Origin of the sequence: Stieleria magnilauensis (assembly GCA_007753675.1) — a bacterium.
GTDB classification, from domain to species: Bacteria; Planctomycetota; Planctomycetia; order Pirellulales; family Pirellulaceae; genus Stieleria; species Stieleria magnilauensis.
On the sequence record CP036432.1, the window covers coordinates 7,641,957 to 7,666,105 of the forward strand.

19 protein-coding genes are annotated in these 24,149 nt (G+C 59.2%); 6 read left to right on the forward strand and 13 right to left on the reverse strand.

The window, feature by feature from the left end; translation table 11 throughout:
• Nucleotides 1-93: 93 nt before the first annotated feature.
• On the reverse strand, nucleotides 94-1,422 hold the full coding sequence (locus TBK1r_RS27200) for an outer membrane protein assembly factor BamB family protein (RefSeq protein ID WP_419580448.1): 1,329 nt from the start codon (nucleotides 1,420-1,422) through the stop codon (nucleotides 94-96).
• A gap of 264 nt (nucleotides 1,423-1,686) precedes the next feature.
• Between TBK1r_RS27200 and TBK1r_RS27205 the strand changes: the two genes are divergently transcribed.
• The 3 genes from TBK1r_RS27205 to TBK1r_RS27215 all read left to right on the forward strand — a co-directional run bounded on the left by TBK1r_RS27205 (nucleotide 1,687) and on the right by TBK1r_RS27215 (nucleotide 4,863).
• Entirely contained in the window at nucleotides 1,687-2,616 is a 930-nt protein-coding gene (locus TBK1r_RS27205) for a WD40 repeat domain-containing protein (RefSeq protein WP_145218013.1), read from the forward strand.
• A 215-nt stretch (nucleotides 2,617-2,831) separates the two neighbouring features.
• On the forward strand, nucleotides 2,832-3,548 hold the full coding sequence (locus TBK1r_RS27210) for a peptidoglycan-binding domain-containing protein (protein ID WP_145218014.1): 717 nt from the start codon (nucleotides 2,832-2,834) through the stop codon (nucleotides 3,546-3,548).
• 70 nt (nucleotides 3,549-3,618) lie between these two features.
• Nucleotides 3,619-4,863, forward strand: coding sequence for an outer membrane protein assembly factor BamB family protein (locus tag TBK1r_RS27215; protein ID WP_419580449.1), 1,245 nt, complete (start codon nucleotides 3,619-3,621; stop codon nucleotides 4,861-4,863).
• 1 nt (nucleotide 4,864) lies between these two features.
• Here the strand turns inward: TBK1r_RS27215 and TBK1r_RS27220 are convergent, their stop codons facing one another.
• On the reverse strand, nucleotides 4,865-6,343 hold the full coding sequence (locus TBK1r_RS27220) for a sulfatase family protein (RefSeq protein WP_419580450.1): 1,479 nt from the start codon (nucleotides 6,341-6,343) through the stop codon (nucleotides 4,865-4,867).
• Between the two features lie 231 nt (nucleotides 6,344-6,574).
• Between TBK1r_RS27220 and TBK1r_RS27225 the strand changes: the two genes are divergently transcribed.
• Nucleotides 6,575-7,726 carry a hypothetical protein gene (locus TBK1r_RS27225; protein ID WP_145218018.1) on the forward strand — a complete coding sequence of 384 codons (1,152 nt, stop codon included), beginning with the start codon at nucleotides 6,575-6,577 and terminating at the stop codon, nucleotides 7,724-7,726.
• Nucleotides 7,727-8,000: 274 nt separating this feature from the next.
• On the opposite strand, the gene TBK1r_RS27230 is transcribed toward TBK1r_RS27225, so the two are convergent.
• The gene (locus TBK1r_RS27230; protein ID WP_145218020.1) at nucleotides 8,001-8,762 is read right to left on the reverse strand and encodes a hypothetical protein; all 762 of its coding nucleotides are present in this window, start codon (nucleotides 8,760-8,762) and stop codon (nucleotides 8,001-8,003) included.
• A 369-nt stretch (nucleotides 8,763-9,131) separates the two neighbouring features.
• Here TBK1r_RS27230 and TBK1r_RS27235 point away from each other — a divergent pair, with 369 nt between their 5' ends.
• Nucleotides 9,132-9,977 (forward strand): phosphatase PAP2 family protein, encoded by an 846-nt coding sequence (locus tag TBK1r_RS27235; RefSeq protein WP_145218022.1) that lies wholly within the window; start codon nucleotides 9,132-9,134, stop codon nucleotides 9,975-9,977.
• Between the two features lie 45 nt (nucleotides 9,978-10,022).
• Here the strand turns inward: TBK1r_RS27235 and TBK1r_RS27240 are convergent, their stop codons facing one another.
• From TBK1r_RS27240 to TBK1r_RS27270, 7 genes are all read right to left on the reverse strand, one after another.
• A complete protein-coding gene (locus TBK1r_RS27240; RefSeq protein ID WP_145218024.1) occupies nucleotides 10,023-10,712 on the reverse strand; it encodes a winged helix-turn-helix domain-containing protein in 690 nt (229 codons plus the stop codon).
• A 182-nt stretch (nucleotides 10,713-10,894) separates the two neighbouring features.
• Complete coding sequence (locus TBK1r_RS27245; protein ID WP_419580451.1) at nucleotides 10,895-12,280, reverse strand: sensor histidine kinase; 1,386 nt, start codon at nucleotides 12,278-12,280, stop codon at nucleotides 10,895-10,897.
• A 44-nt stretch (nucleotides 12,281-12,324) separates the two neighbouring features.
• Nucleotides 12,325-13,107, reverse strand: coding sequence for a metallophosphoesterase family protein (locus TBK1r_RS27250; protein WP_145218028.1), 783 nt, complete (start codon nucleotides 13,105-13,107; stop codon nucleotides 12,325-12,327).
• A 13-nt stretch (nucleotides 13,108-13,120) separates the two neighbouring features.
• Complete coding sequence (locus TBK1r_RS27255) at nucleotides 13,121-13,681, reverse strand: YqgE/AlgH family protein (RefSeq protein ID WP_095737078.1); 561 nt, start codon at nucleotides 13,679-13,681, stop codon at nucleotides 13,121-13,123.
• A gap of 178 nt (nucleotides 13,682-13,859) precedes the next feature.
• Nucleotides 13,860-14,861 (reverse strand): ketoacyl-ACP synthase III, encoded by a 1,002-nt coding sequence (locus tag TBK1r_RS27260; protein ID WP_145223097.1) that lies wholly within the window; start codon nucleotides 14,859-14,861, stop codon nucleotides 13,860-13,862.
• Nucleotides 14,862-14,911: 50 nt separating this feature from the next.
• The gene (locus TBK1r_RS27265) at nucleotides 14,912-15,538 is read right to left on the reverse strand and encodes a 5-formyltetrahydrofolate cyclo-ligase (protein ID WP_419580452.1); all 627 of its coding nucleotides are present in this window, start codon (nucleotides 15,536-15,538) and stop codon (nucleotides 14,912-14,914) included.
• 29 nt (nucleotides 15,539-15,567) lie between these two features.
• Complete coding sequence (locus tag TBK1r_RS27270; protein ID WP_145218032.1) at nucleotides 15,568-17,100, reverse strand: rhamnulokinase; 1,533 nt, start codon at nucleotides 17,098-17,100, stop codon at nucleotides 15,568-15,570.
• Between the two features lie 297 nt (nucleotides 17,101-17,397).
• Here TBK1r_RS27270 and TBK1r_RS27275 point away from each other — a divergent pair, with 297 nt between their 5' ends.
• Nucleotides 17,398-18,390 carry a peptidoglycan-binding domain-containing protein gene (locus tag TBK1r_RS27275; RefSeq protein ID WP_145218034.1) on the forward strand — a complete coding sequence of 331 codons (993 nt, stop codon included), beginning with the start codon at nucleotides 17,398-17,400 and terminating at the stop codon, nucleotides 18,388-18,390.
• Nucleotides 18,391-18,496: 106 nt separating this feature from the next.
• On the opposite strand, the gene TBK1r_RS27280 is transcribed toward TBK1r_RS27275, so the two are convergent.
• The 3 genes from TBK1r_RS27280 to TBK1r_RS27290 form a co-directional block, all read right to left on the reverse strand.
• Complete coding sequence (locus TBK1r_RS27280; RefSeq protein WP_145218035.1) at nucleotides 18,497-19,222, reverse strand: hypothetical protein; 726 nt, start codon at nucleotides 19,220-19,222, stop codon at nucleotides 18,497-18,499.
• A 404-nt stretch (nucleotides 19,223-19,626) separates the two neighbouring features.
• Complete coding sequence (locus TBK1r_RS27285; protein WP_145218037.1) at nucleotides 19,627-23,766, reverse strand: hypothetical protein; 4,140 nt, start codon at nucleotides 23,764-23,766, stop codon at nucleotides 19,627-19,629.
• Nucleotides 23,767-23,859: 93 nt separating this feature from the next.
• Nucleotides 23,860-24,129 (reverse strand): hypothetical protein, encoded by a 270-nt coding sequence (locus TBK1r_RS27290; RefSeq protein WP_145218039.1) that lies wholly within the window; start codon nucleotides 24,127-24,129, stop codon nucleotides 23,860-23,862.
• Nucleotides 24,130-24,149: the final 20 nt, after the last annotated feature.

Below are 24,149 nucleotides of genomic sequence, written 5' to 3' on the forward strand. Positions count from 1 at the left end.
GCAAACGATCCAAAATTTCAAAATCGGCGACAGCGAATAATCACGAACCCAGTACTGTGCGTAAATGATAAGCGGGATGTGAGCCAAATACAGCTAGTCGTCGTTGGTGATGCAAACCAGTTTCGTCAACGTGCGAATCAGCAACCGTCCGTCGGCAATGCTCGGCGTCGCGATGCAAAGTTCGTCGAGCGGATTGGTGTGCAGGATTTCAAAGTCGCGGCCCGCTTGGACCACGTACGTCAATCCGTCTTCGCTGAGGCAAAAGACTTTGCCGTCATACGCCCACGGCGATGCGGTGAACGAACCCGACGGCGAGAACCGACGTTTGCCATAGACCTCCTCGCCGGTCTTGGCGTCGTGACAGGTCATGAATCCTTGGTCGTAAACGGTATACAAGTAATCGCCGTAGACGATTTGGGAGGTGTTGTAAGGCGACGCGGTGGGCTGGTACCACTGAATGAACTCGCTGTCGGCAAAGTCGCCTTCGGGGGTGATGTCACCACTGGCGCCTGGACGAACAGCAAACGTCGGTCGGTGCGAATCGCCAACGTATCCCGAGGCGAGGTAGCAATAGCCGTGTGAGGCAAACGGCGACGGGATCACCAACACCGACATGTCGCCATCGAATTCCCACAACAGGTCGCCGCCGAGCGAGTAGCTGCGATTTTTCTTTCGACCCGTCACGACGATTTCGGTGCGTTGATCATGTTCCCAGACCAACGGCGTGGCCCAGGAATGCGTTTCGTCGCGCGGCGTTCGCCATTTCTCCTCCCCCGTTTTCGCATCAAAGGCGGCGATCCATGATGATTCCAAGTTGTCATAAACGACGATCACTTGACCGTCATGAACCACCGGTGACGCGGCGGCACCATAATCCAGATTGGTTTTGCGCGGTTCGATTTCACGTGACCAAAGCGGTTCGCCATCCAGGCTGTAGCAATACAGTCCGACGTCACCAAATAACACGTACAGGCGTTCGCCGTCGGTCGTTGGTGTTTCCGCGGCATACGAGCTTTTGGGGTGACGCGGTACGACCGGGCGTCCCGTCTTAGCTTCGTGCCGCCAGAGTTCTTTGCCGCTGTTCAAATCGAAACAGTAAACCATCCAGTGATGAATCCCCTTGGCCGGATCGCGAACACCCTTGCCGAGATACAGTCCCTTTTGAGGCTGGATGTTTTCTTCATCAGCGACGACCGATGACACAAACACGCGATTGCCGACAACGATCGGACTGCCCCAGCCCTGACCCGGCACTTCGATCGACCAGGCAACGTTTTCGGTTTGATCCCACTTCGTCGGCAAACGCGGGTCGTCGGCCACCACGCCGGTCGCATCGGGGCCGCGAAACCGACTCCAATTCTCGTCGGCGTTACTGGTGGAGTTGAAAATGCACCACACCCCGATCAGTAAAACGCACGACACTGATGGTCGATCGAACAGAGGTTTTGTCATAGAAGACCACGCGACGGTGAATAAAGGTGAGAAATGCGGGGACGAGGCGACCGCATTGTGAGTGACACCCACGTCCATCGCCACGCCGGAAACAAAAGCGTTTAGTATCATTGTGTAACGCAGCCCAAAGTGGGGTAAGCTTCCAGCTTGCCAATCCAAAACCGCAGGTAAGCTTCCAGCTTGCCAATCCGACGCCAATGGCAAGCTGGAAGCTTACCCCACGTGATCAAAGTCATGTTGAAACTTGTTTGCTCTGTTGTTGTTCTGATGACGATCTCGGTCGCTCTTGATTGCGGCGCCGAACCCCCGATCACTTCGATCGAGTTTGCTCCCGATGGATCGTCGGTGGCCACGTGTTCTCAATCTGGAGTCGCGGTGTACGGTTGGCCGGATCTCAAGCCGCTGACAACGATTCAAACGTCGTCCCCGAATCTTCACGACCTCGCGTTTTCACCCAGTGGCGATCGCCTGGCCGTCGCCGGTGGGACGCCCGCGGAAAACGGCACGGTCGAAATTCTGTCGTGGCCGGATGGGAAATCGCTGCGCGTCCTCGATGGGCATTTCGATTCGGTGATGGACATCGACTGGCTGGACGAAACCAGACTTGCCTCGGCCGGGCTAGATCACAACGTTTTGATTTGGAACACCTCGACCGGCGCTCGAACAGAGACGCTGAAGGGACATTCACGCGGGGTTTTGGCGGTCGATCATCTGGCCGCATCGGGGTTGTTGGTCAGTGCGGGAATTGACCAAAGTCTTCGTGTCTGGGAAACCGAAACGGGCAGCCTGGTTCGCAGTCTGGCAATCCATGTCCAGCCGGTCGGAAGTGTTGCCGTTCGTCCATCAGACGCGGGTTTGCCGATGATCGCATCGGCCAGCGACGACGCGACAGTGCGGTTTTGGCAACCGACGATCGGGCGGATGGTGCGATTCACGCGACTGCCGTCCAAACCGCGCCAACTCCGCTGGCTCCGCGATGGATCGCTCGTCGCGACGTGTTGCGACGACGGACGCGTCTATTTGGTGAATCCCGAGACCGTGGAGGTCACCGCTATCGACGCGGCCATCAACGGACCGGCGTACGCGATCGCGATTGCCAAGTCCGGCGGCAGTGTCCTCGTCGGCGGTGTCGACGGCCAACTCATGCGAATCGATCTGCCCTGACGACTTGGCATTCCGCAACACATCATTCTGCCCCGTATCATTCTGCCACATCTCCTCCCCACACCAATTGGCCGAACCGACGCACCGCGATGTCGCGAGGGAGGCACGCTGTGCGGGACAGCGCGCTAATTTGCATTGCAGCGCTGGCACGGGTATGTTCGCGTGGTGCGACAGCTTCGATTCAGGAGCCCCTCCTTCTCTCCAGGAATCCAACCATGACCCTCTTTCTCAGCGCGTCAGTCGGGCACCGTGGATCCAATCAGCACAAAGATGTCATGGAGGTGCAAGACGCCATCAACAAGGTTCCACTGGACGAAGGCGGCTCCCCTGTTCCATTGAAACTGGATGGCAAGTGCGGGCCGAAGACGATCAAAGCGATTCAGCGTTTTCAGCTCCATCATTTCGGTTGGGGTGGATGCGACGGATTGATCGAAGTGGGGAAGCAAACCTACTTGAAGCTGGTGCTCTACACGCTGCCGGAACTCAAACTCCCGCCACCACCGGCCAAACGGATCGAACCCAAGTCGCTGAAATTTATCATCATGCGTGAGAATGCAAATGATTCCTTCGGGGCTAAGAATCGAGATCACTATTTCGAGATTCGATCGGTCCCGCATAACTTCGCCAGCGTCTATTTCTTGGGGCGCCAGCAAGGCATGCACCCTCATCCGATTCCGACCCGCTTCGACGGTCATTTCAGTATCTTCAGAGCGAAACGCGCGATCACAACGAAGGAATTTGAATGCCAGGCGGTCTATTTCACGCGGGAGAAAGCGGGGAACACTTCAGACAGCCACCTGACGCTGTTTCTCGAATCGGGCACGATCCAAATTCCGATGGACGCCCATTTGATCGGTCCCCAAGGAATCATCTCCGGCGGTCACCCTGGGACCAGTACGTTCCGCTCCGGGATTTTTGATTTTGTATCCTGAGTCGTTCCACGGCCACGTCGATAAACTGCTTTGCGGCTTCCGTTGTTCCCTTTCCAACATGAGAAATCCTATGCGAGTTGCTTCCGTTTCGCTGATGTTGCTCTCGGCAGCCGTGATGGTGCCGAATTTGACTGCCGCCGATTGGCCACAATTTCGTGGCCCCGGTGGTCAGGGTGTGACGAGTGACACCAACCTGCCGCTGGTCTGGAGCGAATCAGAGAACGTCGCCTGGAAGACAGAATTGCCGGGGTATGGCGCGTCGAGTCCGATTGCGCTCGGGGATCGCTTGTACGTGACTTGTTACAGCGGTTATGGGATCGACCGCGAGAATCCCGGGCGGATGGAAGACCTGACGCTGCACGTTGTTTGCCTCGGTAACGACGGAGAGATCGTTTGGGACCAACATGTCCAGCCTAAACTCCCTGAATCCGAACGCGTGCGTGACCACGGCTACGCGGCTGCAACACCCGCAACCGACGGAGAGTTTCTGTACGTCTTCTTCGGCAAGACCGGTGTGTTGAAATTCGACCTGGACGGCAATCAACTTTGGCAAGCCGACGTGGGTGATAGGACGCACGGTTGGGGCTGTGGGACTTCACCGGTCTTATACAGAAATCTGGTGATCGTCAACGCGAGTGTCGAGAGTGGTTCGCTGGTGGCGATCGACAAGGAGACGGGCGAGGAAGTCTGGCGTGCCGGCGGGATGGACGCTTCCTGGAACACGCCGCACCTGGTGGACGTCGGCGGCGGTAAACAGGAACTGGTGGTCAGCGTCAAAGACAAGATCCTGGCGTTTGACCCGGCAACCGGGGCCCCGTTGTGGAACTGCGACGGGATCCCCGACTACGTTTGCCCCAGCATTGTCTCGCAAGACGGCGTCGTTTATGTCATCGGTGGGCGAACTTCGCGTGCCATCGCGGTGCGCGCTGGTGGCCGGGGCGACGTCACGGACACCCATCGATTGTGGGAAGCCAAGGCGGGGGCGAATGTCGTTTCGCCTGTGATCCACCAGGGGCACCTGTATTGGGTCAGCGATCGCAACACGATCGCCTACTGCGTGCGACTGGCGGACGGCGAAGTGGTCTACGCCGAACGGTTTCGCGGCCAGCCTTACGCGTCCGCTTTGGCCGGTGATGGCAAGCTGTACGTCGTCACCCGAAACGGCGGCACCTATGTCTTGGCTGCCAAGCCCGAGTTTGAGCAACTCGCCCACAACCGACTCGACGATCGCAGTACCTTCAACGCCAGCCCGATCGTCGCCGACGGCAAACTGTATTTGCGCAGCGACAAATACTTGTATTGCATCGGCGAGTAAGTCAAGGGTTGACCGCGCCGTTCAAGTCACGGCTTCGCGACGCCCGCTTGATGGCGGCGAGTTCCTCGCGCAGTGAATCGACCAGTTTCGGATGCTGGTCGACCAAGTTGTTCGTTTCGCCGAGGTCTTCGGCCAGGTTGTACAGTTGGCCTTTGGGGTTCTTGGGCTTGCCCTTGGCTCCGCGGTCGCTGAACCCTCCCGATCCGTCTCCGTCGATGAACTTCCAATCCCCACGGCGAATCGTCATCAGGCCTTTGCCGCTTTGAAGTGCGAGCGAGGGGCGTTGGGGCGCCGTGGAGGGTTTTCCGGTCAGTTCGCCGAGAAAGCTGAAACTGTCCGGTCCGACATCTGTCTTGTCTTTGTTTTGAAAGACCCCCGCACCGGTCAGTTCATCGGCGGTGGCGAGGAAATCGACGAAGCTGATCGTTTTGTCGCTGACCGAATTGGCCGCAACGGTTCCCGGCCAACGCGCGATCATCGGCATCCGGTGGCCGCATTCCCAGGCGTCCGCTTTCATCCCGCGCAGTCCACCCGAACTGTCGTGTCCGAATCGCTGCACGTCGGTTTCGTACCAGACCGGCCCGTTGTCGCTGGTGAAGATCACCAGCGTGTCGTCGGTCATCTTTGCCGCATCGAGTTGCTTGAGGATCTTGCCGATCATCGCATCGACCATCATCGCAAAATCACCGTACATCCCCGCGCCCGACTTGCCGGCAAACTCATCGGCGGGCAGCCACGGTGTGTGGGGCGCCGGATAGGCCACGTAGAGCATCAGCGGTTGATCGCGTCCGGCGTGCGACTGGATCACCCCGCAGGCCTCGTCGGTGAATTTGGGCAAGACGTCTTTCAGTTCCATCCCCGGGGCGATCCCACCGGCCCGCCAAAACGCCCCTTGGATCGGCGACCAGCCTTCACTCTGATTCGCCTCGATCGAATCCGACGGCGGCGCGACGGCCATCCGGTCTCGGATGTAGAAGTACGGTGGAATATCCGTCGACGCCCGGATGCCGAAGAACGAATCGAATCCACGGTCGACGGGACCACCGGGCAAGGGTTTGTCATAGCCGTCCTCATCGAACCCCACGTGCCACTTGCCGACCATCGCGGTTCGATAACCGACGTCCCGCAGCAGCGACGGCAAGGTGACTTCGTCGGGCTCGATCAACGCCTGCTTGGGCCAGCGCCCCACATTGATTCGAAACGGATAGCGTCCCGTCATCAACCCGTAACGCGACATGTGACACAGCGGTCCCGACGCGTGCGCGTCGGTAAATCGCATGCCTTCGGCCGCCAAGGAATCGATGTTCGGCGTCGGGATCTTACTGTCGGGATTGAAGCACCCGGGATCCCCGTACCCCATGTCATCGACCAGGATCAGGACGATATTGGGCAACTCGGCCGATTGGGCCTGGCCTGAGAAACCAACGATGAACAAGGCGATCATCGCGAACGATGCGATCGATTTTTGAGCGGCAATCATTGTGAGATCTACGCGGGGAGAACGTGGCGGGAGCCTCTCGTCGGGGAAGGACAATCGCAGCATTCTAATCGACAGCAGTTGGACGCGTGCCGATAGCCAACAAAGGGGTCAGGCAGCCAACAAAGGGGTCAGGCCTCTTTTGACGTTAAAAGGGGCCACCCATAAGTTTTGACAGATGACCGTTGTTTTGGTCTACTTTCCTCTGGCTTCATTCACCTTGGGGAGATTGCTATGGCTCGGAAACCTCGCTCCGAAGTTGTTGATCCTGCCGATGTTCAGGTGTTGCACTGCGTGCAACGCTGTGTCCGCAGGGCGTTCTTGTGCGGCAAGGACCACTTCACCGGCCAGTCCTTCGAACATCGACGGGAGTGGATTCGCAGCCGGCTGGAGTTTCTCGCGTCGGTCTTTGCGATCGATTGCCTGACCTTTGCTGTAATGAGCAACCATCTGCACGTGGTGCTCCGCAGCCGGGCCGATGTCGCAGCGACCTGGAGTGATGAAGAGGTCGCTCGACGTTGGCTGCGTTTGTTTCCCAAACGTCGTAACAAAGACGGTTCGCCGGCGACGCCGACTAAGCCAGAGATTGACATGATTGTCAATTGTCCCGAGGTGTTGGCGGAGCGACGGTCTCGGTTGAGCGATGTCAGCTGGTGGATGCGATGCACCGCCGAGAACATCGCCCGCCGCGCCAACGCGGAGGATGAGTGCACCGGCAGATTCTGGGAAGGACGCTACAAGGCTCAGGTGTTGCTCGATGAAGCATCACTGTTGGCGTGCGCGGCCTACGTCGATTTGAATCCGATTCGGGCTGCGCTCGCCGAAACGCCTGAAGAGAGCCAGTTTACCGGTGCCAAGGCACGGATTGATGACCTTGTTGAGCAAGAGACGGTCGAGCCGGAGCCGAAAGCAGGCCGCTTGCGGGACCGGAAGTCCAAGGCAGCGGCTTGCGCAGGCGATCAGCCTAAGTATGGTCGGCGTCGGACGCATGACTGGGAGCGAAGTCGGCGTCGCAAGCGAAGCGGATGGATGAGTCCGGTCGAGGTAGACGAGCAGAATGACTCAGCGGGTCCGGATGTGGAATCGAGTGGCCGCAGGGCGAGCAAGAAGGGGTTCTTGAGTGTATCGCTTGCCAGATACCTTGAGCTGCTTGATTGGACTGGTCGGCAAGTCCACAAGCAGAAGGCGGGGCAGATCCCAGAGCACCTCGCTCCGATCCTAAGCCGGATCGGTCTGGACAGTCACGGTTGGTGCGAACTGGTGAAGAAGTTCGGCAAGATCTTCAAGCGTGCCGCGGGGGCGACTGACAATCTAGCGGCTGAAGCCACACGTTGCGGCCAAGGTTGGCTCTGTGCGCCGGGGAACCCGCTGCAGCCGTCAGGCTGATTCAAGCCGTCGCATCTTCAGGGCCGATAAGTCAAGCAGTTGGTGTTGGCTGCTGCGCTGACGATGGCAACTCGTTCGGTTTTCGACCGCAGTTCGATCCATTGGCAGAGAAAACGGAATGTGAGCGACCTGCCTGCCACTCCGCGCTGCTGTGGAGTTTGGGTGGCCCCTTTTGAGACCGTCGGTTCGATCCATTGGCAGAGAAAACGGAATGTGAGCGACCTGCCGTGCCGCTCCGGTGGAGTTTGGGTGGCCCCTTATGAGGGCCGGCGCGTTAGCGCCGGTACTCGTTCAAGAATCCGCCGCGGGATGCGGTCTCGGTGCGGGGGTTGAAGATCTTTCGGGTGCGTTGTGGGGCGTAGGGTTGTTCGCGGACAGGATACGCGGCCTGACCGGGTGACTCGATGATGATCTCGCCCGCCGGTGGCCCGTAGCTTTCGGTCATCCCTCCGCCGCAGTTGCAGCCGCCTTCGCATCCGCACGCCGGTTCGCAACTGCAAGGGCCTTCACACCCACAGGCCGGTTCAAAGCCACAGCCGGGTTCGAAACCACATGCCGGTTCGAAACCACAGCCCGGCTCCATGACGGCGCAGTCGCAGGGGCCTTCGCAGCCGCATGCCGGCTCGATGCCGCAGCTATCACAACCATCGCATCCGCTTGCACAGGCCGGGGCGAATCCGCGTCGGGTCGTGGAGATCGGACCCGGGTCGCAGCCGCAGCGGTATCCCCAAAGTGTTCGGACGCCTGCAAACACACTGCGGCACTTGCCGCAGCTTTGTCCGTTGTAATTGCCACAGGCATCGCAAGGATCGGTGCAGTCGGCCGGATGATTGATCCATGGATCGACATACAACTCGCCGCATCCGGTGCACGAGTTACAGCTGCCGCAAGAGGAGTCGCTGCAACCGGCGTCGCAACTGCCGCCCCATCCCGGTCCGATCGACGTGCCGCAACAGCCGGCTCCCATCGGTCCGACGCATCCGGTCAGCGAGACTGTGATCCATCCAACGAGTAACAAGCCCAACACGCGTGACATCGTGATTCATCCCTGAAACGAAATCGCTTGCGAATTCCTTTGCAAAAAGTTCTCGCATGCCTTGTGATCTAATCCAACAACAGGCGACCGGCACGCCCTGCCTGCTGGCACGCCTGTCTAGAGTCGTCATCGTCAACGCAACCGTCAAAGTTGACTAAAACTGCGTAAACGGATTCTTTCGTTTCCCGGCGGGGTTCACGTCTCGGTTCCAGGCGGGTTGAAAATGCGTCTTTCATTCTCGGAGGAGATTTCGCTAGTGTCCGACGTTGAACGTGGATGGCCGGTCGAAATTAGATTGGCACCCGGCGATCCTGTTTCACGAACCGATGTTTCACGGACACCGCTCAACGCCCGAGAGTTGCCTTCCTCATGCGATCTGCAGCACCACTCCACGAGACCCCCAGCGGCGATGAACCCGGCCGGCCGACACCGCGGCCCGAACCCGCGGTGGGCGATGCAAGCTTGCGTTTGGTCTATCCGCAGACCGAGGGGGCTGTGGCCGCGTTTCGGGTCAGCGCCCTGCTCTGGTTCGCCGGAATGCTGTTGCTGTCGGTGCCGATGATCACGTTGATCGACATTTCCGTGGCGCGGTGGTTTTCAAATGATCCGTTGCCGCGCGAGCTTCGCAACGGACTGGAGTTGATGCAGATCTTCTCGCACGGCAGCGGTGTCTTTTTGGTGCTGTTCGGGATCTTTTTGATGGCTCCCCAGTGTCGCTGGCATTTGCCTCGTCTGGCGACGCTGGCGATCGGTGCCGGAGCGATTGCGACGTTGGCAAAGATGTTTGTCTTACGTCCGCGTCCGTCGGGATTGAACTTGGACGTCGCGTCGATCGATTCGGCGTGGCTGTGGGCGTTCGACTGGACGCTCTCCCAGGTCGCCACGTTTGATGCCAGCACGCGCGCCTTTCCCAGTGGGAACATGGCGACGGCCACCGCGTTGACGGTTGGGTTGTGGATGGTGTTGCCCCGAGGTCGCTGGTTGTTTGCGGCGATCTGTTTTGGGACCGGGGTGCAACGACTGGCGAGCATGGCTCACTTTCCCAGCGACATCCTGGGTGGTGCGGCGTTCGGGTTGATTTGGGCGTTCGTGTGTTTGCACCCGCGGCTGCTGGGCAACTTGTTTGACAAGATGCAACCCGAATCGGAACCACGTCGACGCCGGCGGACAGTTGGTGAGGCGACAGAGCAGGACACGTCCAACGCAGCGGCCTAAACGCCCGATGCCGCGAACAACAGGCACCCCATTTGTCGCGATGCGTTACTCTTTGAAACGGTAGCCGACACCGCGAACGGTTTCGATCAAGTCGGCGGCGCTACCCATCTTTTTGCGGAGCGCGCGGACATGGACATCGATGGTGCGGTCCAGGACAACCGTGTCTTCGCCCAACGCGGCATCGACCAATTCGCTACGGCCGAAGGCGCGTCCGGGTTGTCGGATCAGGGCGTCGAGCAGCCGGAATTCACTCTTGGTCAACTTGAGCGGAGACTCTTCGACCGTGACCACGAAGCGTCGGCGATCGACGGTCACGTTTTGGTGGCTGACCGATTCATGGTCGTCCAACATCGGTTCTCGTCGGCGCAGCAACGCTTTGATTCGTTGCAGCAGCACCTTGTAGCTTTCGACGGGTTTGACGACGTAGTCATCGGCACCGACGGCGAACCCGACCACCTGATCTGACTCTTCGCCCATGGCGGTCAGCATCAGAATCAGCGTTTCCCGGGTCTTGGGATCGGCACGCAACTGTTTGCAGACTTCGATGCCACCGAGGATCGGCAGATCGATGTCCAGGATGACGAGATCGGGAAGATAGAGTTTCGCCTGATCGACTCCCTCACGTCCGTCGCTGGCGCGATAGACTTCGTAGCCGGCTCGTTTGAGTTGATACTCAAGCGACTCCGCCAACGGGCCGTAATCTTCGACGACCAAAACCTTGGTATTGGTGGACATGCCTCAGCGTTTGACTGGATCCATGCGGACAAATCTCGAAAGGAGGCTGGCCGCCGTTTCCGCGTCTGGGGCGGTCGGCGGGCGGACAGCTCGCAAAACGACATCCTGGTGGAAATGCCTGAAAAGTACACCCTACTGAAGCACTTTTTCACCATGAAGCTTTCGTGAAGGCGTGGCGGGAATCAGGGTTTGGGCAGCCAGACTTCGAACGTCGCCCCCTCCCCGGGGCTGCTCGTTACCGAAACCGTACCACCCAAGGCCCGGGTCAGGTTCTTGACGATCGCCAAGCCGATTCCGGTCCCCCCGTCGGCCGCCTTGCGGGCCCGCTTGACGCGATAGAAGCGTTCAAAGATCCGCTCCTGGAACTCCGGGGCGATGCCGACGCCGTCGTCTTCCACGGCCATCATCCAGCCCTCATTCTCTTGCCGGCAGGACACGCTGACGTGCCCGCCGGCATCGGTGTGCCGAATCGCATTGCTGATCAGGTTTTGGGTGATCGCCAAGGCGGCTTCTTCGTCGGCCAGGACGTGAACCGGGGCACCGCTGGGACGCAGGGTCAATTCGATTTGCTTGGCTGCGGCGACCGGCAGAAACGAACTGAAGGCCTGCCGGATCACTTTTTCCAGATCGATTGTCTGGACCATCAGCGTGCCCTTGCCGGATTGGGCGCGGGCCAATCGCATCATGTCCGCGATCAGGTCTTCCAGTCTCAAGCATTGTGTGTCGATTTGGGCGATGAAATGCTTGGCCGCTTCGGGGTCGTCCTCGATCGCCAATTCCACGGTTTCGGCATACCCTTTGATGGCCGCCAGCGGGGTTTTCAGTTCATGCGAAACGTTGGCGATGAATTCACGCCGGATCGCTTCGACACGATGGGCGTCGGTTTCGTCGCGCAAGACCAGCAACAGGTGCGGCGGATCGGCGTCATGGATCCGGCTGATGCGGACGGCCACAGGTCGAACGATGGAGCCGTCGACGATTTCGACGGAGACGTTTTGATCGACGTTGTCACGTTGAGTCTTTCGAGTGGCCTGAATGATTTCGGGCACGCGAACGAGTTCTGCCAGGCGACGCCCCAAGTAGACGCTATCGATCGGGATCGCCAGCAACCGTGCTGCCGCTTCGTTGATCAGCAGGATCTCGGTCTTGGGGGACAGCATCACGATCCCATCGGACATGTGAGACAAGACCGCGCCGGTGCGTGTCGATTCAGAATGCAGCTTTCGAAATCGCGCGTTCCAAGTCTCCGCACTCATGCGTTGTTTCTCGTAGGCGTTCTCTGCGTTCTCCCAACGAAGCAGGTTGTTGATCACTAGCGCGGTGCCGACCAGAAAGCAACTCGCAGCGGTCGCGACGAGGGTTTCGGTCGTGCCCGCATCCAACAGCGTGGTCAACCAGACGGTGAGGAACACGAACGCGATGCCGGTCACGATCATGCCCGAACGCGGTTGATAGCCGACGCGGGGAAACGAATCGACGGTCGCTTTTGTCGCTCGCGACGGGCCGGGTGGATCGTGCGTGGGCAAGGGCGCGGGCGCGACGGCGATGCCGCCGGAGCGTGTCGGCATCGCAGTGGAACCCTCTGCTGCGCCGTCTGGTGGCGTGTTGCTCATCACTCCGGTTGATCGCCGGGTTTCGGCGCGTTGAGAGGTTCGGCGGGGATTGGCAGTTCCATCGGGCGACGTTTGGTGATCAATCGGTGGACGAATTTGAACGAATCTGCAACGAAGAGCAAAAACGCCGCCGCCGGGACTCGCCGACGGAATCCCTTCTTGTCCACTTGGATGATTTCATTGGTGGCCACGTTCATGCCGGTCAAGAAGCCGTTGCCGAAGCAATAGGTGTCGACACAGACCAGGTAGCCTAGATCGAGCACGATGCCGCTGGGTTGGGGCGTATGCCCGACGAAGACTTTCTTGCCTGAAAAGTGCGGGCCCGGTGTCGTGTTCAGGTGGGTCCAGTAACGCAACTCTTCGGGCTGCTCGTCCATCGGCGCTCGCGCATCGTAACAGGCGTGCACGAAGATCGACTCTGGCGTTTCGTAGTGCGGCAGCAACGACAGCAGAAACTTCTTGTGGGCGGCGGGAATCTTGTCGAGCGATCCGCCGTAGCTGGTCACGGTCGCCTTGCCACCGGCGGACAACCACATCTCACCGTCGAGCCCGCCGAAGGCGACGCCGCACAGCATGATCTCATGGTTGCCACGCAGCGCGACGACACGGCAACGCGATTGCAGTTCGATCAGCTGGTCGATCACGCCGCGGCTGTCCGGTCCGCGATCGACGTAATCGCCCAAGAAAATCAGCTCGTCGTCCGGCTCCGGCGCGATGCATTCGATCAGCGTTCGCAGAGCCTTGTCGCAGCCGTGAATGTCTCCGATTACAAAACGCCGCATTCGCCCGACCGCTTTAATTCACCGACGGATCGTTGAAACGCAATCCGGGCGAGAGTGAAGAAAGGATTTCGTGGCCGCAGCGTTTGACCGCCGACTCCCAAACCTGTTCCGGGTCCTCGAACACCACGTCGGCATTGGCCACGCCGACCAACCAACCCCCGCACTGCATTTCGTGATCCAATTGACCCGGGCCCCAACCCGAATACTGCGACACGAACCGGACGCGGGCATCGACACGCGATAACAGTAACCGCAGGTGATCTTCGTCACCGGTCAGCCACAATCCGGACGAATCTTGGCCGACCGGTGATCCGATGCCGACCAAATCGTGCAGCGCCAACAGCGGGCCGTCGACCGGACCGCCTTCGAAAATCAAGTCATCGTCGCGGACCGAACCCTGCGGCATCGACAGTTCCACGATCTCGCTGAGCCGCTGGTCGGTGGGCCGATTGAGTGACAGGCCGAACGCCCCCTCGTCGTCATGGCTGACAATCAAGACGACGCTGCGCAGAAAGTTCGGGTCGTTTAAATACGGCGACGCGATGAGCAGTTTTCCGCTTAAAAATTCGACCATGGTTGGATGCTACCTGTTCAGTCCGACCCGATGCTTTGTGGACCAGACATGGTCGTTTCTCGGGTGACGGTCACAACGCCATTGTTCAGCCTGCAGATCGAATCCGCAGTTCAAATCCGCAGTTCAAATCCGCCAATCTCTCCCCGCCTGATTCAGTCCGCCCGTTCCGCCTACCCGTTCAGCCCGCCAGATCTTGCCAGACGCAGCCTGCCCAGGACAGGCCGACGCCGAAGCCGATCAGCATGTTAACGGATTCGCGGTCCAGTCGACCAGACTTGCGGAGCTGGTCGATTAGGATCGGCAGCGTGCACGAGACGGTGTTGCCGATGTCCGCCAATTCGATCGGAAGCCGCTCGGGCGCCAGATCCAGTCGGATCCGCAATTCGTCGAGCATTTTCCAGGTCGCCTGATGCATTAAGTATTGCGAAATATCGGCGTCGGTCAGCTGCTCCTGTTGCAAAATCTGGTCGATCAACTGGGGCACGGCGTCGACGGTGAAACTGATCAGGCTCGGCCCGTCCATGTACAGCCGGCTTTTCCAGCGTTTGCGGTGTCGCGGTGGGATCGCGTCTTCGGGGGGGCGGGCGCCGCCGTCGCCGACGATCAACATGTCCGCACCGCTGCCGTCACTGCCGAATTTGAACCCTCGCAAGGAGGGCGTGTCGCCGGCGGTGACCAACGTCGCCGCGGCTCCGTCGGCGAAAATCGTTCGCAAACTGCGGTCCGCCGGGTCGATGTATTTGGTGTACGTTTCTGCAGTCAGAAACAGAATTCGCTTGGCCACCCCGCTTTGGATCAGACCGTCGGCGACGGCCAGTCCGTAAACGTAACCGCTGCAGCCGAGGTTGAAATCCAAGGCCCCACAGTGTGTCGGAAGCGACAGCCGATCCTGGATCAGGCAGCTGGTCGTCGGCAGCGGGTAGTCGGGCGTTTGTGTGCAAAAGAGCAGGAAATCGATGGAGTTCGGGTCGATTTGCTGTTCCGCGAACAGTTTCTCGGCCGCGGCCACTGCCAAGTCGCTCGATGTCTCGCCCTCGGCGGCGATGTAGCGTTGGCGAATCCCCGTTTTTTCTTCAATCAGGGCCAAATCCCATCTCGGGAATTCTCGCTGAAGCTCCTCGTTGGTTTCTACCTTTTCCGGGAAGTGAACGGCGATAGGGCCAATTTGGGCGTACGGCACAGACGGCATCCTAAAATTGCCAAGTGAATAAAGACGTTCAAAAGGAAAGCCTACCAATGTTCGCCGCCAGCGCGGACCCGGGGATCGCCCTGACAGCCTATCAAACGCTTCTCGGTGACCACCCAATCCATCGAGACGTCATGATCGTCCAGCGGGACGTGTGGCACGATCTGGCACTCAAAGGCCACACCGACGAGCGCCGTTTCAGCCCGCACGCCGGCCAACAGACGGTCGTAAAATCCGCGGCCGTGCCCCAGCCGCCCCCCGTCGGGGTCAAAGGCAACGCCCGGAACCACGATCAAATCCAATTCCGTCGCGGCAACCGAACGGTCCGCTCGGCCACGGATCTCGGGACGCGGTTCCAAGATGCCGAATGCCCCGGGTGACAGATCGTCCCACCCTCGCAAATCGAACAGATGTAGGTCCTCGCCGACACAATACGGCACCGCGATCCTCTTGCCGGCCTGCCGGGTTCCCCGCAGCGTCTGCTGCAACGCCTGTTCGGTGCGGACTTCGTCCCGGACGTGGACGTACCACAGGACGCAGCCGGCTGCGGCATACTGCGGCATCGACTGCAGCCGATCGGTGATCTGGCGGCTGAGCCGTTCTTTGTCCCCTTGTTCGCGTCGTGCAGCGGCGGCTGCGCGTCGGATCGAATCTTTCGTTGGGGCGCCCATCGGCTGGTTCTCCCGCGGGGCCGGAGGCATCAATCGGCCAGGCCGACGAATCGCTGGGCGGGCTCGTCCCACTGGGCCGCATTGTGTGGCGTGTAGGTCTTCACCGCAAAACTCTCTCGCACCAGTTTGCGGGACTGCAGCACGGCGGTGGTCAGCTCTTGTGGATTACCGCTGCCGATCACGCCGGTGCCCACCATTTGCATCAACAGGTTCCCGATCGCCGTCGCTTCGACCGGCCCGGTGATCACGGTTCGATTACAGGCATCGGCGGTCATCTGGCACAGCAGCTCGTTCATCGTTCCGCCGCCGACGATATGAATCGTCTCGATGCGGTTGTCGACCAGTTGCTCCAACATGCCCAAACAAACTCGGTACCGCAGCGCCAAGCCTTCCAGTGAGGCGCGATAGTAGCCGCCTTCGGCATCCGGTTTCGGCTGTCCCGTTTTCGACGCAAACCCGTCGATCGCATCGAGCATGTCGGTCGGAGCGGCGAAGTCGGGATGGTCCGGGTCGATCAGCAACTGAAACGGTGCCGCCGACTCGGCTTGGGTGACCATGGATTCCCACGTCACCTCGTTTCCGCGGCGTTGCATGGACTTGCGAAGCTGTTGGAAAATCCACAAGCCGCCGAGGTTCTTCAGCAAACGCGTGCTGCCGCCCACTCCGCCTTCGTTGGTGAAGTTGAATTCCGAACATTGTTCGGTGACCCGTGGTGACGCCAATTCACAGCCCATCAGGGACCAAGTCCCAGAGCTGATGTAGCACCAGTCCGGCTTCTCCGGCGCGAAACCGTCGACCGGCACCGCGAGCACCGCCGAGGCGGTGTCGTGCGTGGCCGGCAAGACGACGGCCACATCTTTCAAACCCGTCACCTCGGCAACCGAGGGTTGAACGTTGCCCAAGGTAGTCGCGGGCAATGAAACCGGACCGAGCAGCTTGGTCGGAATGCCGAGTGCCTCGATCATCTCCGTCTGCCACCGGCCCGTTCGGGGATCGAGCATCTGGCTGGTGGAGGCGTTGGTGGCTTCGATGCTGCGTTTGCCCGAGAGCAACCAGTGAAAGAAGTCGCCCATCATCATGAAGCCATCGGCAATTTGCATCGATCGCTCGTTGTGTTCGACGGCCGAAAGCAGTTGAAAGACCGAATTGATTTGCATGAACTGCAATCCCGTCGCTTCGAACATCCGTCGACGCCCTTCTTCGGCACCGCCGAGGATCTCAAAGGCGCGTTCGACCATGCCGTTGTTGCGGGCATCGCGGTAGTGCCGAATCGGCGACGCGATCTGGTCGTTTTCGTCGACCAAGACATAGTCGACGCCCCAGGTATCGACGCCGACCGATCGAATCGACTCGAAACGGGTCGCCGCGATCCGCAGACCCTCCAGAATTTCGGCCCACAAACCGTGAACGTTCCACTGCAGCGAGTTTTGAATCATCACCGGATCGTTGGCGAAACGATGCACCTCTTCCAGCTGTAGCTTTCCGCCGTCGATGCGTCCGGCAATCACGCGGCCACTGGAGGCTCCTAAGTCGACGGCCAAGTGAACGGATGTGTTGGGCATGGAAGTGGCTCAGGGGGGAAAAGAGGGAGTAGGTGTGCAGAATTCCAGGTCCGGCGTGGGAATTGCGTCAATATAAAACGTTGGGCGCGCCCCGAGTAGCAGTCTCCGGCCGCATGCGGGCTCAGGGCCTGCCGACAGGCGTCGATTCACTTCGGATCCTCTCGCCAAGACCGGCAAGAAAATGTTCGCGTTTTTCCGCCCCGTGCGAGACAATGAGGTGCCGGGTAATCAGTGCATCGACCGCGGCCACTTCGCGGGCGTGTTGACTTCTGGCCACGAGCAGTCATGAGCTGAGCGATGAAAATTCTTGCCAATACCGGTCGCGAGTGTGTCGAGCACATTTTTGAAGGGGGTGTCTCGGCTTGGGACATCGGCGCGTCGGTCGGACAGGGCGGTCGAAATGACCGCGACGACGTCCGCACGATTCAACGGCTTCTCAACTTGATTGGTCCGCAGGACGGCGGTCCTGTGATCGCGTTGGACGAGGACGGCTGGATCGGTCCGAAAACGAATAAAGCGATTCTTGATTTCCAACGCTTTCAACGGACCGGCAGTGATGGCCGTGTCGACCCGCACGGGCCGACACTCAAACGGATGAATGAGATTCCGAAGCATCGCATGAAAGCTCAAAATGCCGCGCTGCTTGCCAAGGTCGTCACTGCGATGCCGGATTTGAATCAAATGTCGCTTAAGGCGCGGCGTACGATCGAGGGCGCGATCGACTATGTGCGTCTGGGAGAGGGATTGTTTACCTCCAAACGCAACTACGAATTGGCCGATCTCTATTTCGATTTCAGCAAGCTGTCAGACTCCGAAACGCTCAGCGAACTGGGCCTCATTCGAACCACGCTCCGGCGGGCCTACGCTGCGCTCCAGGTTCCCCCGATCTCACTGACAGGCTCGAATCCTGCTGGAATCTCGATCTTCACCATCGATCCGCTTGGCAAAAATTACTATGCGTACGTTCCCCGCACAGAAACCAAGAAAAACAAACGCAGTCCAGGATCCGATCCGGCGTATATCTACGTGTGTCAAAAAATGAGCAAACCGGTGATGGACAAGTTCACCCACATTCTGATGCATGAGTTGTTTCATTTCATCGACGATGAAACGTTTCTGTACATCAGAGACCACTGCTATCGAGAAAAGATCTTCAACCTGACGCACAAGCAGCGGATGCGCAATGCGGACAACTATGCGGTGTTTACTTCACATGTCCATTTCGGACGTGAACGACTGTTGAAGAGCCAACCAAAACTCAGGCCACACATCCCGGTGCATCTGCACTAAGGTCGTTTTGGGACATGGCCGTCAAGCTTGGTTCACATCAGGAATGAGGATCCAGAAGATGACGATCCAGAAGATAACGGAGGTCGCCAAGACTTTCGGCAATTCATCAAACGGCCAAACCGATTTCCGCGTTCACTTCACGGCCGCGTCGCAATAGCAGGCTGATGGTCAGAATGACGCCGGCGTATTCAAAAAGTTCTTCGCCAACGGCAATCAATTCAAAGGTCAACGAGTAGTGCTTGTCTCCATCGTAATCGTGACCCGCCGTTTCGTATTCGACGTAGGTGCTAGCCATTTCCAGCACGATGGCACCAAAGACGAAAAGTCCTGCGGCGGTGATCAATCCGACGGCCAGCCACTTCGGCTGTCGGCTCAAGAATCGGACAAAGAAAACGGCGACAAGCAGACAGAGAATGGCGGCCGGAATGACCCAAGCATTCATCATGATGCCACTGCGGTTGCCGAATAGCTCACCGACAATGCGACTGGGCGCATTGTGGATCGACGCGACTTCATCGATTCCCATCAGCAACAACAAGACCGCGATCGCCTGCCAGCTGAGTCGATTTTCGGGTGCGTCTTTGATCGAAATCGACCCGGCCAAGAGCGCAGCGAGGTGCAACAGCGCGGCAGCGAACCAGGTTGGCAAATTGCCCTCGGCATCCACGTCAACCAGCTGTCTAAATCCCATCAGGGACGCTGTCCCCGGCCCGAGCATCAGATGGGCCGTTGCGGTCAACACCAGAAAAACTGCCGCGATCAGGGCAAGGAACCAAGGCGTTCGCTGACTGATCGTGACCGTTGTCGGGCGTGGAGGTGTGTCTTCTGGCACTGGAATGTTACTGCTGAACAAAAATGAAGCCTTCCGCAGGCAATCCCGGCGGATTTCCGGCGACGTTTTGGGCTGCGTGGCGACTTAGCTTTGCCTGATTGTAGTTTCTTAAAACGGTGTGTCAGCGGATTTTCGAAATCTCTGACAGGAGTTGATCGGCGCCCTTTTCCTGCTCCAGGATTGAGAGGGCATTGGGTCAAAAAATGAATGGGGCAAAAAATGAGAGTGCTGGACCGGATGGTTGCCGACGAGCTGGGCCACTTCATTTTTTGACCACCCCATTTTTTGACCAACACTCCGTCGTTGGCACGAAGATCGAGTCGATAGCGAAAGTCGTCTCCCGTCGCTCCGGCACACCATCAGCTGCCGGCTTTCTAGCACAACCGATGTTGGGGTCTAGGCTGCTACTCTTTGGACCGCATGTGTGGCAGTCGTCGGCCTTGGGATTGGGCGATGTCGAGTTGGTCGTTGAGGTCATCGACGGCCAGCGGAATGATTGGGATGGTCATCAATGATTCGGGATCGATCTCGCTGCTGGCGCTGCGTTTGGCGAGTTGCTCGACTTCCTCTTCCAGTGCCGCCAGCCAAGCGGGCACGTCCAACCCGGCGCCGGTCGGCGTGCGGGCGAGTAACTCGGCTTCTTCTTCCAGCAATTCAAATCGCGAACTTTCGCGGCCGGCTTCGGCATCCCGCATGGCGGGTTTGACCAAGGCGCGCATCCGCGCGATCGTCATCGGTTGGACGAAGCGTTCCAGGATGCGATCGGCGACGGTGGGCATTCGCATCGAGTAGTTCTTTTGCATCTTGCGAAGCCGCATGACGAACTTTTCGGCTTCGGCGCCGATCCGTTCGCTCAGACTGCGGCGCCACATCATCGCCGCGTTTTCCAGTCCGTTTCCGACCAGGACTTCGTGGGCCCACATGACGGGTTTCAGGTTCCATGCGATGCGTTCATAGCTGGCCCGCAGACGCAGGAAGTCCATGAACATGTAAACCAGATCGCCGCGGTCGCTTTGCGTCGTCGTGCTGTTGTAATCTTGGTACTCGGCGTGATGATCGATCAGCGTTTCGTAGACCAGTGTGATCCAACGATTGGCTTGGTTCATCGACAGCTTTCCGCTCCGCAGATCCTCGAACAATTGCATGTCGGCGATCTGGGCGTCGTCTTCATCGATCACCCGTTGCAGCCAGTCGGCGACGCCTTGGTGCAGGATGGCGCGGACGTTGCCGAGCTGCAAGAACACTTGGGTGAAGATCGGGTCACCGTAGCGGCGGATGAACTCGACCAATCGTTCCCAGCTTTGCCGATCGTTGACTGTTTCGAGCGGCGACAAACGCAGCGTTTGGCTGTGGGCGAGCCACGAACCGAGCATTGTTTCGGTCAATCGTTCGACCAGCGGAATCAGGACTTCGCCGATCGCGGTTTCGTCTCGGTTGAGTTCTTCGTAGTCACGGTCTTGGCGCACCGCGGCGGTCAACGCGTCGACCAAAGCCGTGAATCCGTCGCGGAACAAGCTGTCAAATTCCGTGACCGCGCCGATGCCGACGCTGTTTTGCTGTTCCATCAAACGCGACACTTCGATCAAGCGGCACGCTTCGCTGACCAGCCCGCGACGTGGCAGCCAGTGCATCAGGTGACGCAGAACACGTTGACGCAATCGGGCCAAATAGATTTTGACCGGGTCGCCGCCCCGCGAGATCGGAATGTACAGCAGGTTTTCGCGGCTGATCGCGTCGACGTATTCGGGGAACAGTTTGCGAGTTGATTCGACATCGCCGGCGATCAAGGACGCATACAGTTTGACCGCTTGGACGTCGTCGGCGGACATCTCGTCCAGGCCGGCCTCTTCGCCGGCCACCTGATCGGTCGACGATTCGCTGTGCTCGGCATCGCGACGCAGTGATTCGTGGCGGCCGACGTGAGCAATGATCGCGCCGCAGATCAATCGCCGCGCGTCGGACATTTCGACCGCCGTGCCGATGATCCGTTCCATCAGCGAATCGCGCAGCACCCGCGAGCGATCGTAGTCTCGCATCGACTCCTTGTCGCTACCGCCGGGCGTGATCTTGTATTCGCGGACGGCATCGAGCAGTTCCAGCAATCCGATCCGGTTGACCTTGGCCCGTTGGGACCAATCGCGAAGCGCGACCAGTTGGTCTTGGGCACGTTCGGCGTCGTCTTGGTCGTCGGTGATGACGATATCGGCAGCGACCGACCACATGCGGGCGAGCGACTGCAGGAAGGTCAGCCGATCGACCAGTCGTTTCCATTCGGCTTCCAGTTCGTCGCGGCTTCCGTCGCCGGAATACTCGAAAACGGCGCCGTCGACTCCGTCGTCGGTGGTGTCGCGATAGGAAACACCGTCGTAAGCGGCATCATACAATCCACCGGATTCGGAGTCGTCTTCTTCGTCCGGGGTTTCGCCGGCGAGTTCGCGTTCCCAGTCGCGCGGCGGTTTTGCGTTGTCGGCGAGTTCGAATTGGGGGGCCGACCAAAAGTCTTCGGCGTTGGCTTCCAAGTAGTCGAAGCACTTCCGCGCCAACGGCCAAATCTCCGACGGCTCGCAACCGGCCCGCTGGGCATCGTCTTGGGATTCGTCGTCGAACTGGCCACGCAGTCTCATCAGCCAGCGTTCGGCCAACCGCGGCAACGAGTTGCCGCCTTGGCGAAGTCCGATTTCGTTGGCGTTGCCGAGCCAGTGAATCAGCAGTGCCATCGAGGGCAGGAAGTCGTAGCGTTCCAACAGCGCCGAGATCACCAGCGAGTAGGCTCGGGGAGAATCAAAGAACTCGGCGTGAGGCGCCCAAAATTTCACGTCGCCGGCCGCCGCACCGCCTTCGTGCCAGACGCGTAGGGCTTGGGCGACCAGGCGTGCCGAATCGTAGGATTCCAGCGGATCGGCCGCTTCGAGTGATTCGACCGTGTGGGCGCCGAATTGACGCCACCACTCGGCGACTTCGCGGTAGAGCTTGCTGATCGATTCGTAAGCCGCGGTATCGTTGCGTGCCGCCGCTTCGCTCCAGACCTTGGCCATGTAGCTGAACAGCTGGTCGATCAAGTACAGCAGATCGTCGGCTCGCGAATCGTGAACGCTGCATTCGGGACTGGGGTGCAAGCTGAATTGGCCGGCAAAACCGATCAAGTCCCAGGGATCGGCCAGGGCGCCGCACTTGATGGCCCGTTTGATTAAGTCATAGACGCGCTGCGGCACTTCCATCGCCTGATCGAGCTTGCCGAACCGTAGGGCGCGCAGACCCAGTGTGGTTTCGCAGTCGATGCGGCAAATCATCCGCGCCGAGGCGGCCGGAACGACGTCGATTTGTCGTCCTGCGGCGTCGGGGTATCCCATGCGGGCGTACAGCCGCGCCAATTGGACATGTTGAACTTGCGCTGCACGGCGTTCGGCCAATGCCGCGTTCAAGTTTTGGCGGGCGGCACCAAAGGGCTGTCGGCGAACCTGTTGCTCGGCGTCCAATCGTTCGCGATGGTCACCGGTCAGTTTGCTCAGCCGGTCCAAGTAAAACGCGTCGCGATACTCTGCGATCGGTTTCATCAATGTGCTCAGCGTAACATCGCTGGAATAAGCCGTCGGTCCCCAGCCGCTGATCCCGCTGGCCATCAGGATGGTGCCGGCCAGAACCGTCGCCGCTTCGGTCATCAATTCGTCGGGGGCCAGCCCTTGGATTTCGACCTGTTCTTGATCGTTGACCCGTTTGAGCAGCGAATCGAGCGTGACCTGTCGCAGCACGAACCGATCGTAATACCCTTCGGGATTGACGCTGTGCTCGTCCCAGCCACCGAAGTGATAGTTGGGGCGTCGATTGACCGGGTGGTCGAAATCATAGGCCCGCGGGTCGAGCGACAATTCGGCCAGTTGTTCGAAGTCGAACGAGGCGCTGCGGAGGACGTCGGGGTCGCTGTCTCGCAGGATCTGGATCGTTTGTGTGATCAGCTCGTAATAGGGTCCTGCCGAGACGCCGGCCCCGCGGACATAGAGCGGGATCGGACGGACAAACTCGTTCGGGTAGGGCTGGCATCGCCGGTTTTCCAAGACCGCGACGGGGCGATAGCCGACGAAGTCATTGAGTTCGCGAATCGCTTGATAGACCAAGTCGGACGTTGCGTCCTCGTCGGCCGAGGCGTCCTGTTCGCTGTATAGTCGCAACAGGGATTCTGCGGCCCGGGCCAAGAAGAACCCATTGAACAGGACTTCGGGTTCCTGGTGGAACAGCAAGTCCCGGTGGTAGTCCATGTAGGCCGGCAGCAATTCGCTGAGCAACAGTCGCGAGACGTCGCGTGCCTGGGTGATGTCGGCAAACGCGGACGTCGACTCGGTCAGCGTGACCAAGGTTTGCTCGATCCAGTTATTGAGCACGAGCCAAGCCGGCGTTCCCGTCAGGGGATTGCCTTGGCTGGCGTGGTAATACGCTTCGTTCCAAAGCGCAGCGATCTTGGGATCGCTGCTGCCGCTGGAGAAATTCAGGTACCCCGCCAACCGCTTGAGCGAATCGCAGATCGATTCCGGTGGTGGAAGATTGGACATGGGGTGGGGGCAGCAAAAAGTAGGGCGACTCACCGAATCAGAGGACAAACAACCGTGGGCGGAATTCGACTGGAACTCGCCCCACGGCGGGGATCACTTTTTGGTCGTCTTTTTCTTTTTGACGCTCTTTTTCTTGGTGCTCTTCTTCGGAGCGGTCACGCTCTTGGCGACGACTTTCTTTGCCGTCTTCTTGGCGGCTTTCTTTTTCGCCGGCTTCTTTGCGGTCACGTCGGCGGCGGCAGCCTTTTTCTTGCTGGCCTTTTTGGCGGCTTTCTTTTTGCCCGCCTTTTTCTGCTTGCCGCCAAAAATGTCTTCCCAATTGTTGGAGTACTTTTCGTTCGTTCCGATACGAAGAATGGTCATAGCTAAGTTTGGTTAGGGAA

What these genes read in the sequence shown, in the direction of transcription:
- TBK1r_RS27275 (WP_145218034.1), top strand. Translation starts at nt 17,398, where the DNA reads ATGAAAATTCTTGCCAATACCGGTCGCGAGTGTGTCGAGCACATTTTT.
- TBK1r_RS27230 (WP_145218020.1), bottom strand. Translation starts at nt 8,762, where the DNA reads ATGTCACGCGTGTTGGGCTTGTTACTCGTTGGATGGATCACAGTCTCG.
- TBK1r_RS27265 (WP_419580452.1), bottom strand. Translation starts at nt 15,538, where the DNA reads ATGGGCGCCCCAACGAAAGATTCGATCCGACGCGCAGCCGCCGCTGCA.
- TBK1r_RS27220 (WP_419580450.1), bottom strand. Translation starts at nt 6,343, where the DNA reads ATGATTGCCGCTCAAAAATCGATCGCATCGTTCGCGATGATCGCCTTG.
- TBK1r_RS27225 (WP_145218018.1), top strand. Translation starts at nt 6,575, where the DNA reads ATGGCTCGGAAACCTCGCTCCGAAGTTGTTGATCCTGCCGATGTTCAG.
- TBK1r_RS27210 (WP_145218014.1), top strand. Translation starts at nt 2,832, where the DNA reads ATGACCCTCTTTCTCAGCGCGTCAGTCGGGCACCGTGGATCCAATCAG.
- TBK1r_RS27250 (WP_145218028.1), bottom strand. Translation starts at nt 13,107, where the DNA reads ATGCGGCGTTTTGTAATCGGAGACATTCACGGCTGCGACAAGGCTCTG.
- TBK1r_RS27240 (WP_145218024.1), bottom strand. Translation starts at nt 10,712, where the DNA reads ATGTCCACCAATACCAAGGTTTTGGTCGTCGAAGATTACGGCCCGTTG.
- TBK1r_RS27245 (WP_419580451.1), bottom strand. Translation starts at nt 12,280, where the DNA reads ATGCCGACACGCTCCGGCGGCATCGCCGTCGCGCCCGCGCCCTTGCCC.
- TBK1r_RS27290 (WP_145218039.1), bottom strand. Translation starts at nt 24,129, where the DNA reads ATGACCATTCTTCGTATCGGAACGAACGAAAAGTACTCCAACAATTGG.
- TBK1r_RS27205 (WP_145218013.1), top strand. Translation starts at nt 1,687, where the DNA reads ATGTTGAAACTTGTTTGCTCTGTTGTTGTTCTGATGACGATCTCGGTC.
- TBK1r_RS27235 (WP_145218022.1), top strand. Translation starts at nt 9,132, where the DNA reads ATGCGATCTGCAGCACCACTCCACGAGACCCCCAGCGGCGATGAACCC.
- TBK1r_RS27270 (WP_145218032.1), bottom strand. Translation starts at nt 17,100, where the DNA reads ATGCCCAACACATCCGTTCACTTGGCCGTCGACTTAGGAGCCTCCAGT.
- TBK1r_RS27285 (WP_145218037.1), bottom strand. Translation starts at nt 23,766, where the DNA reads ATGTCCAATCTTCCACCACCGGAATCGATCTGCGATTCGCTCAAGCGG.
- TBK1r_RS27255 (WP_095737078.1), bottom strand. Translation starts at nt 13,681, where the DNA reads ATGGTCGAATTTTTAAGCGGAAAACTGCTCATCGCGTCGCCGTATTTA.
- TBK1r_RS27215 (WP_419580449.1), top strand. Translation starts at nt 3,619, where the DNA reads ATGCGAGTTGCTTCCGTTTCGCTGATGTTGCTCTCGGCAGCCGTGATG.